Source organism: Clostridium sp. DJ247, assembly GCF_014231265.1.
In genome coordinates, this window is record NZ_JABAIW010000046.1 from 1 (window position 1) to 15119 (window position 15119).

General features: G+C 30.9%; 13 protein-coding genes, 2 pseudogenes and 1 riboswitch. Of the genes and pseudogenes, 4 read left to right on the forward strand and 11 right to left on the reverse strand.

The window, feature by feature from the left end; genetic code table 11:
- From HGI79_RS16720 to HGI79_RS16745, 6 genes are all read right to left on the reverse strand, one after another.
- On the reverse strand, window positions 1-576 hold a 576-nt coding region (locus HGI79_RS16720), incomplete at its 3' end, for an asparaginase (protein ID WP_185651826.1).
- 518 nt (window positions 577-1094) lie between these two features.
- On the reverse strand, window positions 1095-1919 hold the full coding sequence (thiM, locus tag HGI79_RS16725; RefSeq protein ID WP_185651827.1) for a hydroxyethylthiazole kinase: 825 nt from the start codon (window positions 1917-1919) through the stop codon (window positions 1095-1097).
- Window positions 1920-1945: 26 nt separating this feature from the next.
- A complete protein-coding gene (gene thiW / locus HGI79_RS16730; protein ID WP_185651828.1) occupies window positions 1946-2425 on the reverse strand; it encodes an energy coupling factor transporter S component ThiW in 480 nt (159 codons plus the stop codon).
- A gap of 67 nt (window positions 2426-2492) precedes the next feature.
- Window positions 2493-2591, reverse strand: a riboswitch (TPP riboswitch).
- Between the two features lie 183 nt (window positions 2592-2774).
- Complete coding sequence (locus HGI79_RS16735) at window positions 2775-3920, reverse strand: iron-containing alcohol dehydrogenase (RefSeq protein ID WP_185651829.1); 1146 nt, start codon at window positions 3918-3920, stop codon at window positions 2775-2777.
- 218 nt (window positions 3921-4138) lie between these two features.
- Window positions 4139-6070: a sigma-54-dependent Fis family transcriptional regulator gene (locus HGI79_RS16740; RefSeq protein WP_241428245.1), complete on the reverse strand. Its 1932-nt coding sequence runs from the start codon at window positions 6068-6070 to the stop codon at window positions 4139-4141.
- Window positions 6071-6231: 161 nt separating this feature from the next.
- Window positions 6232-6612 carry a hypothetical protein gene (locus tag HGI79_RS16745; protein ID WP_185651830.1) on the reverse strand — a complete coding sequence of 127 codons (381 nt, stop codon included), beginning with the start codon at window positions 6610-6612 and terminating at the stop codon, window positions 6232-6234.
- Between the two features lie 332 nt (window positions 6613-6944).
- Here HGI79_RS16745 and HGI79_RS16750 point away from each other — a divergent pair, with 332 nt between their 5' ends.
- On the forward strand, window positions 6945-7901 hold the full coding sequence (locus tag HGI79_RS16750; protein ID WP_185651831.1) for a S8 family peptidase: 957 nt from the start codon (window positions 6945-6947) through the stop codon (window positions 7899-7901).
- A gap of 279 nt (window positions 7902-8180) precedes the next feature.
- On the opposite strand, the pseudogene HGI79_RS16755 reads toward HGI79_RS16750, so the two are convergent.
- A pseudogene (locus tag HGI79_RS16755) lies at window positions 8181-8483 on the reverse strand (manganese catalase family protein); the annotation flags it as partial.
- A 74-nt stretch (window positions 8484-8557) separates the two neighbouring features.
- The gene (locus HGI79_RS16760) at window positions 8558-8824 is read right to left on the reverse strand and encodes a DUF1653 domain-containing protein (protein WP_185651832.1); all 267 of its coding nucleotides are present in this window, start codon (window positions 8822-8824) and stop codon (window positions 8558-8560) included.
- 274 nt (window positions 8825-9098) lie between these two features.
- Between HGI79_RS16760 and HGI79_RS16765 the strand changes: the two genes are divergently transcribed.
- Both HGI79_RS16765 and HGI79_RS16770 read left to right on the forward strand, forming a co-directional pair.
- Complete coding sequence (locus HGI79_RS16765) at window positions 9099-9344, forward strand: hypothetical protein (protein ID WP_185651833.1); 246 nt, start codon at window positions 9099-9101, stop codon at window positions 9342-9344.
- Window positions 9325-10248, forward strand: coding sequence for a radical SAM protein (locus tag HGI79_RS16770; protein WP_241428246.1), 924 nt, complete (start codon window positions 9325-9327; stop codon window positions 10246-10248). Before HGI79_RS16765 ends, HGI79_RS16770 begins: the two co-directional genes overlap by 20 nt.
- A 260-nt stretch (window positions 10249-10508) precedes the next feature.
- On the opposite strand, the gene HGI79_RS16775 is transcribed toward HGI79_RS16770, so the two are convergent.
- Window positions 10509-12329 (reverse strand): cell wall-binding repeat-containing protein, encoded by a 1821-nt coding sequence (locus tag HGI79_RS16775; RefSeq protein WP_185651834.1) that lies wholly within the window; start codon window positions 12327-12329, stop codon window positions 10509-10511.
- 963 nt (window positions 12330-13292) lie between these two features.
- Between HGI79_RS16775 and HGI79_RS16780 the strand changes: the two genes are divergently transcribed.
- Entirely contained in the window at window positions 13293-13688 is a 396-nt protein-coding gene (locus HGI79_RS16780; protein WP_185651835.1) for a DUF1259 domain-containing protein, read from the forward strand.
- Between the two features lie 466 nt (window positions 13689-14154).
- Here the strand turns inward: HGI79_RS16780 and HGI79_RS22925 are convergent, their stop codons facing one another.
- Window positions 14155-14745: a thermonuclease family protein gene (locus tag HGI79_RS22925; RefSeq protein ID WP_185651853.1), complete on the reverse strand. Its 591-nt coding sequence runs from the start codon at window positions 14743-14745 to the stop codon at window positions 14155-14157.
- A gap of 58 nt (window positions 14746-14803) precedes the next feature.
- Window positions 14804-15067: pseudogene (locus HGI79_RS16790) on the reverse strand (phage terminase small subunit-related protein); the annotation flags it as partial.
- Window positions 15068-15119 lie beyond the last annotated feature (52 nt).

Below are 15119 nucleotides of genomic sequence, written 5' to 3' on the forward strand. Positions count from 1 at the left end.
ACTATAGTAGAAGTGTACTTTGTTGCTATCTACAAAACCAATAGGACCAAAATCCATACTTTTAAAGGTATCCAATGTATGGGTATTTGTCTTAGTTACTTGAGAAGCAGAGTGAACTTCCCCATTCATTACTACCATAACACCTCTATTTTTCGCTTCATCAGATACTGCAGTGTGTACAGCATCTATTAGATTTGCAGGTCCATCCCATCCTAGTTCAGAGCTATTTTTCATTGAACCTACAAAAATTACAGGCCTTGTCCCATTATAAGTTAGATCTACAAGGTATGCCGTCTCCTCAAGTGAATCTGTACCATGAGTAACAACAACTCCATCATAACCTTCCATTTCAACTTTGTTACTTATGATTCTCGATAACTCCAGCATCTTCTCTGGAGTCATATGCGGACCTGGCATCATACCAAAATTTAAGAAGTGAATATCTGCAATATGATTAATACCCGGCGTTAGTCTTAGTATATCCTCTCCACTCATAGCTGGAATAGCTGCATTGTTTTTTTCATCAGTTTTCATAGATATGGTTCCACCAGTAAATATAATAATTATTTTTTTCATGACAGTGCTCCTTTTTTTATATATTATTCAATAAGTTATTTTTCAGTATAAATCGTCATATGCTAATCTATTTAAAAATATATTTTCTTAAAACTCATGAGTTCACTATTTAAATTATTTTTATCCGATGACTACACTGGAGTGGTGAGACAAATCCTATCTGATTCAAGTTTCACTTTATTTTAGCATAATAGGCTTATAGTGTACATGTATAAAATAATCCGGTATATTATATTTTAATTATTTAATTATCTGTTTTTCTAGAATAACTTAATTTTAGAAATAATTATTTAATAAATAGTTAATTTAATAAGTTACATAACTAATATAAATAAAGCAGCAGATCTTCATCATCAAGACCTAAATTTAAAAAAGTCATAAAAATTAAGAGAGTGAATATACTATATGTTTATAGTATATTCACTCTCATATTGTTTATCTACAAGACTATCTTATTTTATCCGATGACTACCCGTTCTAATAAAGGTTCTTGTTAATATGTGAAAAAAAATCATATGTTATTGAGCTTCCTCAATTATATACTTAAAATTAAATATAGAATCTATAAGCTTCACTTTAAAGCTAGCACTACCATTATTCCCCGATGTAAGTTTTTCATAAGCTTTTTCTCCTGCTAGCCCCATAGTTAAAATTCCTGCTACTGTTGCACTAAAATAATCCTTGGTAACTGCACAATATGTACCTATAAGCGATGTACACATACAACCAGTACCAGTTACTGTAGAAAGCATTTTATGTCCTTTATTTATAAAAATTGTCTTTCCTTCTTTAGAAATAGTATCGGTGGCACCGGTTATAGCAATAACACAATTTAATTTTGAAGCTAGTTGTTCTGCTATATTTTTCCCATATTCTAAATCCTCAGATTGAATAATATCTTGCTCAGAAGCATCTACTCCTTTAGTCTTTGAGCTGAGGCCACTTATAGATTTTATTTCTGACATATTGCCACGAATAACTGCTAACCTTACTTCATTTATAATCTTCTCAGCACTTTTATTTCTAAAAGCAGCTGCACCTACCCCTACTGGGTCTAATATTACTGGAATACCAAGCTCATTTGCTTTTTTTCCAGCAACTAGCATAGCTTCTACGTGCTCTTTACTCAAAGTTCCCATATTAAGTACCAGTGCTGAGGCTAAAGAAACAATATCCTCTACTTCTTCTATAGTATCCGCCATTATTGGAGAGGCTCCTATTGCCAGTACTATGTTTGCACAATCATTTACTGTTACATAATTTGTGATATGATGTATTAAAGGCTTTTTTTCCTTAATTATACTTAGTAGATATTGTATAGTACTATAGATATTTTGTTGCATATATATTCCTTCTTTTTCATAATATTTTAGCTTTTTGACTTTGCAAGTTCAATGCCTTTTAAAATTAAATAGGCAATTATGCTACCGCAAACTGTATTAATTAAAAATGGCACTACAAAGAAGAATGCAGCTACGTTTTTACCTAATATAAATTTTGCTATAGGGAATGCCAGAATAGAACCTATAATACCTGTACCAATAATTTCTCCTATAACTGCCAAAAGCTTTTGTTTTGTCTTCATGTAAAGCAATGCAGCTAAGAAAGCACCAATCATACTACCCGGAAAAGCTAATAGTGTTCCAGTACCAGTAATATTTCTTATAAGTGATATGCAGAATGCAGTTAATACAGCATATGCTGGGCCAAGTGTAACTGCTGCTATAACATTGATTATATGTTGAACTGGTGTACATTTAGATGCACCTATAGGAAAATATATTAGGTTTCCACCTACTGCTCCAATTGCAACCAGCATAGCTGCATATGTAATCTTTTTTGTTTTCAAAAAAATCCCCCCTCATTAGAAAAGAAAAATGCTCACCTATAAGGTAAGCATATGTTATCAAATACAGATATAAATTTAATTGCTTCCCTACAGTAGTGTTAACTACATCAGGTTCAAAGGGTCAGGTTTTAACCTTCTCAACCAAATGGTTCCCCCACAAAAGTAAATTTTAATAATTTATTAAATTATATATTAGAGTATACTCTTAAAATATATTTTTGTAAAGTTACTATAGTCTTTGTGAGAGATTAGCACGGTTTCTACGCCCGTAGGGCTATGAAGAAAGCAGTGGTCTAAATAACATTCTGTGAACATAGATAGATATGTTATTTTAAGTAATAATTTATGATTAAGCAATCTTCTTAAATAGTTCAATTAGTTTTTCTTTGTCGAAGAATACAGGATTAGCACCTGCACAGGCATCCATCATAGCAAACTCAGCAAGCTTGTTAAAGTCAGGGTTATCTACACCAACTTCTTTTAGAGATTTAGGAATACCGACCTCTTCAGAAAGAGCCTTAATCTTGCTGATTACAAAATCTACGCATTCTTCATCGGATTTGCCTGCTGTATCCATGCCGATAACCTCTGCAATTGGACGGAATTTAGCAGGAGCACCCTTAGCGTTTTCCTCTTCAACATAAGGAAGAAGCATAGCATTACATACGCCATGTGGCAAGTCGTATAGACCTCCTAGCTGATGAGCCATAGCATGAACATTACCTAAACCAGCATTGCTGAAAGCAATACCATTTAGGAAGCAGGCATAACACATCTGTTCTCTGGCCTCAATGTCACAGCCGTCCTTAACAGCTCTTGGCAGGAAGTTAAAAATCTGCTTAATTGCATATAGAGCGGTGGAGTCGGTAACATCATAAGCACCCTTTGCAACCACTGCCTCAATAGCATGTGTCAAAGCGTCCATACCTGTAGCAGCTGTTAACCCAGCTGGCTTGCCAAGCATTAGCTCAGGGTCATTTACAGTGATGGTAGCAAGAGAATTGGTATCAACCATAATCATCTTTACATGACGCTCTTCATCGGTAATAACATAGTTAATGGTAACTTCTGCAGAAGTACCAGCTGTAGTAGTGATAGCAACAATAGGAAGACATTTTTTAGTTGTCTTGTTTACGCCTTCATAATCCTTCGTAACACCGCCGTTTGTAGCAAGGATAGAAATAGCCTTACCACAGTCTTGAGGAGAGCCACCGCCAATAGTAATAACGAAATCGCAGCTTTCTTCTTTAAGAATCTCTAAACCTTTATTTACATTATTTACAGTTGGATTAGGCTTTACATCGTTATAAAGAACGTATGCAAGGCCGATCTCATCTAACATGTCGGTTACCTTTTTAACGGTTCCGTTAGAAGTAAGAAACTTATCACTAACAACAAATGCTTTTTTTGCTCCCAGTGATTTGATAGATTCTTTCGCTTCTGCAAGACATCCTCTGCCAATAAGGTTAATTGGTGGAACATAATAAACGCTCATAATAAATAATCTCCTTCTCATTATAATGATTAATTTTAAAATTCTTATATTTAGTTTATTGTTTGTTAATTATCTAACTAGCAATAACTATGCCAATGTTTTTAAACTAGTAATTCTCCAGCTTATTAATGATTTTATTTTTGTGCAAAACAAAAACGTTCAATAATTGAACAATTTCACCTATTATAATTGTTCAATTATTGAACGTTGTTCAGTTTTTAAACGTATTGTATTTTGTATTTCTTTATCTTTGAATATAAAGTTGTTCTTGATATTCCAAGAATTTTTGCAGCGGTGGTAAGATTATTATTACATTTCCTTAAACTTTGTTCTATTATTTCTTTTTCCCAATCTATCAAAGATTGAAGTTTTATCTCATCTTTTGATTTAATCTCTTTATGCAATTGCTTGTCTACGGTTTCATAATTAATATCAAAGGATATATCTCCATCAAAGTTAACTATATTTTCAATACAGTTTTCTAGTTCTCTAATATTTCCTGTCCAATGATATGATAATAGCTTACTGTATAAATTATTGTTTATTTTAGGAATTTCTTTTCTCAAAGAAATTGCCTTACTTGTTAAAAAATAGTTTATTAATAACTCAATATCACCATATCTTTCTCTTAAAGGGGGAAGATATATTGGTATTACGCTTAACCTGTAATATAAATCTTCTCTAAATCTACCTTTTCTTATTTCTTCTTTTAAATCCTTGTTAGTTGCTGCAATAATCCTAACATCCAAATCTACAGACTTGTTATCTCCAAGCCTTGTAATTTTACCTTCTTGAAGTACTCTTAATAGATGAATCTGCATATGCAAAGGCATTTCTCCAATTTCATCTAAAAATAACGTTCCCTTATCAGCTAAAGCAATTTTCCCTGTATATCCTCCTTTTTTTGCTCCAGTAAAAGCCCCCTCAACGTATCCAAAGAGCTCACTTTCTATAAGACTACTTGGTATGGCTCCACAATTTATGGCCACAAAACCATTTTTTCTCCTTTTACTGTTGTTATGAATTGCTTGAGCAAGTAATTCTTTTCCTGTGCCGCTTTCACCTTGAATCAGTATGGTGGAAGGACTATCTGATACTTTTTTTGCGTACTCTTTTACCTGTATCATCTTTCGGCTATTGCCAATTATCATATCAAAATCGTACTTAGCAGTCATTCCCACATATTGATTTACAAGCTTGACTACTTCTTTTATGTCCTTTAAAATAACGATGTTACCTGATATATTTTGCTTTTTATCAAATATTTGATGTACATTTAGAATAAACTTTCTTTCTACATTTTCTGTAATAATGTTAATTTCCTTATTCTCAATTTTTTTGCCTTCAATTAGAATTTTTCTTAATTCAAAGCCTTTTTCAATTATATTAAATATATTTTTTCCAATTGCTTCTTCCCTATGGAGATTTATCATCTTGCAGGCTTCATAATTAATGAGTTTAATTTCCCCATTAAAGTCAACTGCTAAGATTCCAATATCAATAGAATTCATTATTGTATTTGTATAATTATAAGCCTCAAAAAGCTCACTCTGCTGCCTGTTTACCATTACCTGATTTTCTATAGATCTTACAGCTGCTACCACTAAAGCAAGGGTATGTTTATGAACTCTCTCCACCCATCCTGTCAGATTTACACATCCAACTATCTTTCCTTCTTCATTATGAATCAAAGCACAAGAGCAGGTAAACTGCTGCAGAGGTTCAATATAATGTTCTTCACCAACCAATTGAATTGGACAGTTTTCTTGAAGTGCCAGGGAAATAGCACTTGTCCCGGCATTTTTCTCACTCAGATCTGTACCTATACGCCTATTCATGGCTATAGAGCTTTTTATTATATCTTCATCGCCAATAATACTTAATATAATTCCATTCTCGTCGAATACTTCTATAAAAAAACCTGTATCTTTAACATAATTATATAAATTTTCAATAAAAGGTTGTGATACTTGAAGCAAATCCTCATTTTTATCAAGTAATTCCTTTAACTCTATTCCACTTAATCCATCTGGAAATTTCTTTATATTTCTCTTTATACCGTATTGCTCTGATCGCCTATGAGAACTTTCAACTAGACTTTTATGTATTTCATATCTTTGTATAAATTTATGTTCGAACATCTTATTCATATTTCCTCCTAAAGCAGTTAACTACTTCCTCACCAGTTCTTTTCTTTCTCTTCCGTTCCTATCATTGCCCATTTTAACGTTTTCTTAGTATCTTCATATAAAATTTCCATTACTCCCTTAGTGATTTTATTTTAATTCTACCAATTAAATTATTTAACACTCTACTTATGCCAAGTGTCTTCTTTTGCCTTTAAATTTATTTCTAAATATATCATTTCAGAAAAGCAACATTTAATTATATCCTCTTCTACCCTATCCCTTTTATAATAATCATGGGTATACCTATTTCTTATCCTAACTATAAATGTTAAGAATTCACATAATGTATCATCTAAAAAGCCATAAATTCTTGAACGCTTAACTAATTCAATACCACTACATCCATCTGAACATGAACCTGTAAATGATGGAATATACCTTGTCTTTTTATCAACTTCTTTTGTATTCTCCATTTCTTCACTTAATTCCTGCAATTTCTCTGCTTCTTCAACAGAAAGCTCAAACTTCTCATAGAATTCTAAGGGTATTTTTATTTCTTCCATCCCAATTTAATTAATTTTTTTTATTCCCTCTAAAATTGTTCCATTCTGCCTTGTCCAGTGCATTTTATTCTTTTACCATCACAATATTGTGCTAAAAAGGCTGAAGTCTATATCTTTCTTCTGGATATTGAATATAAAAGGCAAAGAACAAGTATTACTAGATTTTTATATCAAAGTAAATTGTACAACTCAGAGAAACTTAAATACAAAAAGAAAAGAACAAGCCAAACGGATTGGAAATAGGTGAAAAATAAAATTGTATATTAAATTTTTATGTGTATAAAATAAGTATCGAAGGGCTGAAAGTCAAATATATTTTTGAGGTGAACCAGATGAGTAATAACAATTCAAATGAAGCAAAAACTAATGAAGTAAAATTAATTCCTTATGAAGTGTTAAAGGTTACTGCCGAGATTACTGAAATACCTTCTGGTGTGAAACTTGTTAACGCTCCAACAGCATGGGATAAAAGTGAAAAGGGTAAGGACATTGTAGTTGCTGTATTAGATACAGGATGCCAAACTGATCATGTAGATTTAAAAGATCGTATTATTGGCGGACGAAATTTTACTACAGATTATAATAGCGATCCAAATAATTTTTCTGATAATGTGGGGCATGGTACTCATGTAGCTGGTACAATTGCGGCAACAGAAAACAATAAAGGTGTTATAGGAGTAGCACCATTAGCCAAACTACTTATTGTAAAAGTTCTTGCTGGAAATGGATCAGGGGCTTATGAGTGGATTATAAATGGGATTAATTATGCGGTAAACTGGCGAGGTCCTAATGGAGAAAAAGCACGAGTAATCTCAATGTCTTTAGGAGGACCTCACGATATCCCAGAACTACACCAGGCCGTGAAAAATGCAGTGAATAACGATATATTAGTTGTTTGCGCAGCTGGGAATGGTGGAGATTGTAGCCATCAAACAGATGAGCTAGAATATCCAGGAGGATATCAAGAAGTTGTAGAAGTTGGTGCAGTTGATTTAAATAAAAAAATAACTTGTTTCAGTAATTCAAATAAGAATGTAGATTTGGTCGCACCAGGAGATGGAATTTTGTCAACTTATATAGGTGGAGGATATGCAACATTGAGAGGTACTTCTATGGCTACTCCACACATTTCAGGAGGATCTGCATTAATTATTAAGCAATGTGAGAAAGAATTCGAAAGAACATTATCGGAAGATGAAATTTATGCTCAGTTAATTAAAAGAACGGATGCTCTTGGAAATTCTAAGCGTTCGGAAGGTAATGGCTTATTAGATTTATCAAAAGTATAAAAAATCATATGTATTTATATTTTAACATATTTAGCTTTATTTACAATTAAGTTTATTACGTATTTAAATTTGATTCTACAACGTCAAAAAGACTGTACACTAAATTGTACAGTCTAAATTTGTTCTTAAGTTTTAAGGCTGCTTTCTTATATTCTGTTAAATCACCTAACTTATAACTCTCAAATATACAATTTCCTGGACTAATAGCAAGCAAGAAATGGACGTTCCTGCTATGGGATCAGACCACATAGCGATAGGTTTACCTTGAGCTTACTATCTCTAATGATGCACTAATTCCTTAGAATCAGGATTGTTAAATGATGGCGCTTGAGGCTGATCTAAATCAAAATACAGCTTAGAGTCTTTGGTAATTCCCCAATCCTTTAAGGAACCAGTATCTTGTAATTTATTAAAGGCTTCTCTAAAGAGAGTATTATGTGCTTCTTCTCTATTAAGAAGAAAATCAATAGTCTCTTTAACTTTTTTATCATTAATTTGTCTATGTAGATACTGATATACAACCTTTGCTCTTTGCTCTGCAGCAATATTAGATAATATGTCAGCAGCCAAATCACCTGTTTCCTCGTTAGTTTTACCTTTCAACCTCTTATTATGCTATAAATATGTATCTGACATCTAATGATTTATTATCCATTTTAGTTATAATGAATATCTTCATGTGTTAAATCTAGTTCCTGTAAACTCATAAATCTATATTTTTGACCTGTGGGATTTTCTTTTTTCTCTGGCACTTTTTCTAAAAACATATTTAATGGCCTAGCAAAGGTTCCTTTGTTTCCATATAAAGGTGTATATATTACAAGCTTTTCACCTGTTTCAGTATGTTCAGCTATGTCTATAATTTTGTACCAATGATTTTTAAAATGTCTATAGTATTCTCCTATTTGTAATTCTCTTTCCATGTCGTTTCTCCTATACTATTTAATTTCAAAAAGTAATAAAACTTCTCATATATTTATTATATACACATATTGTCGATAATCTCATCTAAATTATCTATACTAATAATCTCTCCATTTACCCTCTCTAAAATTAACTTATAATACAAGTACTTATAAAAAATATTTATTAAATAAAATGTCTGATTATGCTAACAATAATTAGTGAGATTATAAATTATTCATAGAAGGGTTCGGTACACGCTTATAAAAATTAGATTAGTTAGAGGTGACTATCATGGAGTTAAGAAACATTAAAAAAGTTGAAGATTTAACCATTATGAGTGATACAAATAAACGGTTAGAACAAGGCTGGGTACTTATGGGTACATATACCAATAATTATGACCATCATGCTTATCCAGGCGAAACTACTTTTCACTATGTAGTAGGTCTTCCCGAGGGTACTGAATACATAGATACCCCTCAAGATACAAACTACAATGACCCGGGTGATATAGAAAATGGTGATTTCTATGCATAAACCTTCATATTTAAATCTACTAGAAAATGGACATTTACAAACTAGAGTATCGAATTTAAAAGAAATGCTAAAAAATTGTGTTTTATGTCCTCATCAATGTAAAGTAAATAGACTAAAGGGTGAAAAAGGATACTGCAGAACTTTAGATAATGCCATTGTTTCTGGAGCTCAGCCACACTTTGGAGAGGAAGAAGAATTGGTTGGAAAATTCGGTTCAGGTACAATATTTTTTTCTCATTGCAATTTAAAATGTGTCTTTTGTCAAAACTATGATATTAGCCATTGTGGTGAAGGAAATGAAGTCAGTGCAGAAGGATTAGCAAAACTAATGCTATATTTACAAAGTAAAAAATGTCATAATATAAATCTTGTTTCTCCTGGCCATATTATACCTCAGATAGTTGAAGGTATATTTATTGCTGCTAAAAAGGGACTAAACATACCAATTATATATAACACCAATGGATATGACTTAACAGATACTCTAAAATTACTAAATGGAATTATAGATATTTATATGCCTGATTTGAAATTTTCTAATGATGATATTGCTTATAAATATCTAGGAGTTAAAAACTATTATAAAATTGCAACTGCGGCTATTAAGGAAATGCATAATCAAGTTGGAGATTTCAAAATTGACCACAATAATATTGCATATAGAGGACTTCTTATAAGACATCTAGTTATGCCTGAAAACCTTAGTGGCACAGAAGAAATAATGCACTTTATTGCAGATGAGATATCTATAAACACATATGTAAACATAATGGCACAGTATTTTCCTCAATACAAAGCCTATGACATTAAAGAATTAAGTAGAAGAATTACTAGAGAAGAATATCAAGCTGCTGTAAAGTCTGCTGAACTTGCTGGATTAAAAAACTATAAAAATAGCATTTGAAAGATAAAATACTACATAAATTAGATTACAATGAAAGAGAAATACGAGTGCAACCAGGTACCTTTGCCAAGGAGCAGGACGACTGAACTTGCTTATTTCGTGTGTTCAGGAAAAATTTCCAAAGATTAAAAATGCAAATGATTTCCACTAAATTTTAGAAATTGGGATAAAAATATCCTTCCTATGGATTTAATAAAACTAAAGTATTTTGTTCTATTAAATCCATAGGAAGGGTTTAAAAACTTTATATATTTTTATGATTAGTTATTATCAAAGTCATTTCCTTTAAAAATTACATTTTTAATAGTGATATTATCCTTTTCATTTGTTAAAGTTTTTGATAGATTGTTCTCAATAGTTGAATTACTAACGGATACCTTTGAGTAAATATCAAGGTTAAATAAGTTCTCAGAATAATCTGAGAGTATTTTGTTATTAATTATAGCACATTTTTCAAAATTTGCATCACTGTGCAGAACATTAATTAAATAATATTCCTTGTTATCCTTAAAGGTTGAGTTATCAAAATTAATGTTTGTTGAATTATTTATAGTCATAATTCCATAAGAACAATCCCTGATGGTTGAATTTGTAAACTGAAGCTTGTCAACAGTATCTAGAGTTAACCCCTCAGTTCCGCAACCAAATAAGTCAGAATTGTTTATTTGAACATCTTTGCAATTATCAAATTTGAAAACTCCACCTGTACAATGACCTTTATCAGGATAATGACCAGCAACTATACCGGAGATATTTATGTTCTTAGAATTTATAAAGTGCATAACATAGGCATATCTTGGGTCGATTAGTAGATTTACTTTTGCCCCTTGTTCAGCTTCTATAGTAAAATTATTTACATCCTTTATTACTATCTCATATCCGTCAAAAACCTGATTATATTGAATATATTTGTTATCTAATACTTTTGGTTCTAATAAATTATAATCACCAGATTTTAATATAATTTTGGTATTTGGAGCTATATTTTGTATCAGTTCTTTTGAATTACTTACAGTAACTACTTTTGAAGTGACAGTATCTGCATGATTTACAGCATTAACTAGGTCTTCTTTTACACTATTAAGAACTGCACCTTCTCCACCTAATATTACAATATTTTTAATATCCTTATCTTTAATAAGATTTTTTACTTTATCAATATTATAGTTGTTAACTAAAATTACAGGGGAATTAGTTTTTGAAGCTAAAGCACAACCGCTTAAACTATCTGGGAAGTCATTGCCGGATGCTATAAAAATAGTATTAAAATTTATTTGATCTTTAAATTTGTTGATTACATTAATATTTCTATCATATTTGTCAGTGTCATCTATTCTTTCTGCATTAAAATTAGCTACTGAATTAAAAATATTTTCTGATAGAGAACTTGTACCCCCAATAACATAGGATTTATATATGCTTTTACCATTAATAAAATCAGCAATATTTTTATTTAAGTTATCCCTAGGACTTAATAATACGGGTACATTTTTAATAGAAGCTATAGGTGCTGCTGATAGAGCATCTGCAAAATCTTCACCGCTGGCAATAAAAATTTCATCATTTGTACCTAGATTTTCAGCAATTTTAGAGGACGTTTCATATCTATCTATTCCAGCTATTCTATTAACCTTAATATTAATAGAATATAATTGACTATCTATATTATTAGATAGTACACCTAATCCCCCTAATACAAATACTTCTTTAACACTCAGTCTCTTAAGTTCAGATATTATATCATCACTTATAGAATACTTAGAGGTAAGAATAATAGGACAGTTATATTTTTTTGCTAAGGGTGCAGCGGATAATGCATCTGGATAATTTTCACCGCTAGTTAAAATAGCATAATCACAATGGGTCCATCCTTCTTTTGAAATAGCAATGGATGTGGAATACCTGTCGTTACCAAAAAGTCTCTTAACAGTTATATTGGATACTCCAATGTCATCAGATGCTTGTACAAGAGTAGTAGAAGTTATTAGTAAGGATATTATGAGAATACTGATTGACAATAGACTTTGAATACAAAGTCTTTTAAATTTACCACCTTTGTAATAAATGGTTAAGTTCTTCATATAATCATTCCTCTCACGGTTATTTGTGTATATTTTAACACATATTTGATATTAAATGAAGAATACCCCACATTAGCAGAAGATAATGATTAAGTGTAAAATATAAAACACCGTGTATAATCTTCAAATAGAATGAAATTATACACGGTTTTAGATAATAACTATTTACTTATTTCTTTATATTATCTAGTTTTACTTTGCCCTTTTCTTCAAGTTTTTCATTTAATGCAACTCTATAACCTAAGAAAATAAGAGCAACAGCTCTTCACTTTTTGCTATGCTTACATTTTAAATTAACTTCGAATATAATTGATAATTTTCTTCATCAAATATTCATATGATGAAGAACTTGTATAATAATTGCTTAAAATTCAATATTTAAGCCATCTTTAAAACATTTAATCAATTTATATTATTTAAAATATGTTTAGATATATAAAGTTTTTTTGACGAATTTTTGACGGCAAAACTAATATATTTTAGTGTATATAAAAAGCTCTGGTTTATTCTCCAGAGCTTTTTATTATTATTTAAGAAACTTGCTTAATTACAGTTAAAGTTCTTGGACAATCCTTTTGCCTTTCTATATATCCACTATCTATAAGCCTATTAATAGTCTATAGTTTCTTTTTATTGTCCAAACTTATACTGAGGTGACGTTTTTGAAAAGTTATATAAAAATAGGTGTATGTTTTAAAGTAGCTTTTATTTTTAAGTTGGGGTTATGTTAAGAGCTATATTCTAATAGGTGTTAATCAATTTTAGTGTCTATTATTTTTATCCGTGCAATTCAGTGGTTAAATGTTTCTATATAAAAGTTATCACGCTATAGTACAGGCTGAATATTATATACTACTAATATAGAAATGACCTAAAATTTAAATCTATACTACAAGATAAAGCAAAGATATTCTTGGCTATATATGGGATAAAAGTTTCTAAAACTTTAAGGGGGTAATTTATATGTCACACAACCTTTGTCAAGAATTTGCCGATATACTAGGAGCAGAAATAATCAGTAACCAGAATGGAGTTTGTGTAGTTGGTTTTAACAGAAATCTAAATGTAACCATTCTTGGAAGAAGAAGTCGCTCTAGCCTTACTTTAGGTGCATTATTCTCTTTCGAATCTATGGATATAAAGGGTAGAACACTTAATTTAGGTGAGACAGTTATTTTGCAAAGCGAATTAAATGAATTTATTGATGCGCTTAGAAGCCATGATATTATTGTTACAGCTTTTCACAATCACTGGTTATTTGAGGAACCAAGACTTATGTATATTCACTTTGAATCAATAGACAAACCTTTAGCTTTTGCTAGAAAAGTAGCAGATGCTCTAACAGTGTTAAGATCTTAATCTAATATAATTTGGGCTGGTATTATATCTACCAGCCTTTTTGAATTATAAGGTACATTGAAGTTATTAAATTTATTTCAATTCTTATGTTATTATATGAATTTTAAGTTAAGATTAAATAAAGATTAGACTTTCATTAAAATATTTTAGATGTAGTATATTCTTATAATGTAACATAACTAAAGCCTGCATCGATTTAGATACAGGCTTTAGTTATAATAAAATTCCAATGTAGAGTAGAGGGTTTGCTCTTTTATAGTATATGTAATTATAGAATAATTAGTATTAATTTATAAAAATAATCAACTTCACGTTTAATTTACTCAGTAGTGGTTATAATCTTAATTACATATATTATAATCTTCAATCATTAATTTTTGTTATTTCTCCTATACTTATAACAAAAGCTGGCATTATATTGCCAGCTTATTTTTTATGTCAGTTTAATATTAGAGATTTCTATAAATTATCTTTTAGATCTTCTATATCCTGCTGCTTGAGCTTCAGCTTCTGTGTTAAACCACTCTTCTGCATTGGTTCTATCATAGTAAGCTCCACCAGGTACATGATAGATTTTTTCTCCCTTAGAATTAATGTTTCCTTTTATCTGACCATGGACTGAAGAACTGCTTGATGATGCAGACGAAGCATTGCTACTTGAAGATGAATTGCCAGAGCTACTACTTGAACTAGTATTGGAACTATTTGATACAGAACTACTTTGAGAAGTATTATTTGATGAGGTATTAACCTTATCAGTATCTCCCTTTGTTGTTCCATTAGGGTCTATAGCCCATAATCCTTTACTTGAATTTCTAGCTTCAGCTGCATAATTTTTAAAATACTCAGCATATTTTACATCTGGAGCATATGTAGACTGTTCAGCATAACCGTTAAGTAATAAATTTGCATTATACATCTTTGCTCGTATTTCTGCATCAGTTATTTCTTTAGGTATATCAAGCCATATGTATCTTAGTAATCTGCCATATTTATCTGTTTCAGAAACGTCTTTTTCTACTTCTAGGCTTTGATCATTAGTTTTTAAAAAATTAATTACAAAACATCAAAAAGGATGAAACCATTCCAATTTCACTCTTTAAATTCTTTAAATTTTAATACCATTTTAAAAGTGACGGAATCCTGAGGAACCCAGCTTTAGTTAGATTCCGATACTTCACCCGACACTTGACCAGGTCAGTATTCTTTTTATCTTCTTTTTGGAACGTTCCGTTTAATTTATCTATCCATTTATCTTTGTTCTTCCATCCTCTAACTGTACCATCAGATACTCCTAGAGTTTTTGCAATCTCTATTAAATCTATATTACCATTATGTTCTTTATATATTTCAAATGCCTTATCTCTATTTGGACTTCTTTCTCTTGGTAAATCACCTCACCTGCCCTAGTCGGTATATTTGTTTGTTTTG

Bases quoted from the DNA above. Each gene is read 5' to 3' on its own strand.
- HGI79_RS16740 (WP_241428245.1), bottom strand. From the start codon at position 6,070: ATGAATAAGATGTTCGAACATAAATTTATACAAAGATATGAAATACAT.
- HGI79_RS16780 (WP_185651835.1), top strand. From the start codon at position 13,293: ATGTCACACAACCTTTGTCAAGAATTTGCCGATATACTAGGAGCAGAA.
- HGI79_RS16735 (WP_185651829.1), bottom strand. From the start codon at position 3,920: ATGAGCGTTTATTATGTTCCACCAATTAACCTTATTGGCAGAGGATGT.
- HGI79_RS16750 (WP_185651831.1), top strand. From the start codon at position 6,945: ATGAGTAATAACAATTCAAATGAAGCAAAAACTAATGAAGTAAAATTA.
- HGI79_RS16745 (WP_185651830.1), bottom strand. From the start codon at position 6,612: ATGGAAGAAATAAAAATACCCTTAGAATTCTATGAGAAGTTTGAGCTT.
- HGI79_RS16765 (WP_185651833.1), top strand. From the start codon at position 9,099: ATGGAGTTAAGAAACATTAAAAAAGTTGAAGATTTAACCATTATGAGT.
- thiM (WP_185651827.1), bottom strand. From the start codon at position 1,919: ATGCAACAAAATATCTATAGTACTATACAATATCTACTAAGTATAATT.
- HGI79_RS16775 (WP_185651834.1), bottom strand. From the start codon at position 12,329: ATGAAGAACTTAACCATTTATTACAAAGGTGGTAAATTTAAAAGACTT.
- HGI79_RS16760 (WP_185651832.1), bottom strand. From the start codon at position 8,824: ATGGAAAGAGAATTACAAATAGGAGAATACTATAGACATTTTAAAAAT.
- HGI79_RS16770 (WP_241428246.1), top strand. From the start codon at position 9,325: ATGGTGATTTCTATGCATAAACCTTCATATTTAAATCTACTAGAAAAT.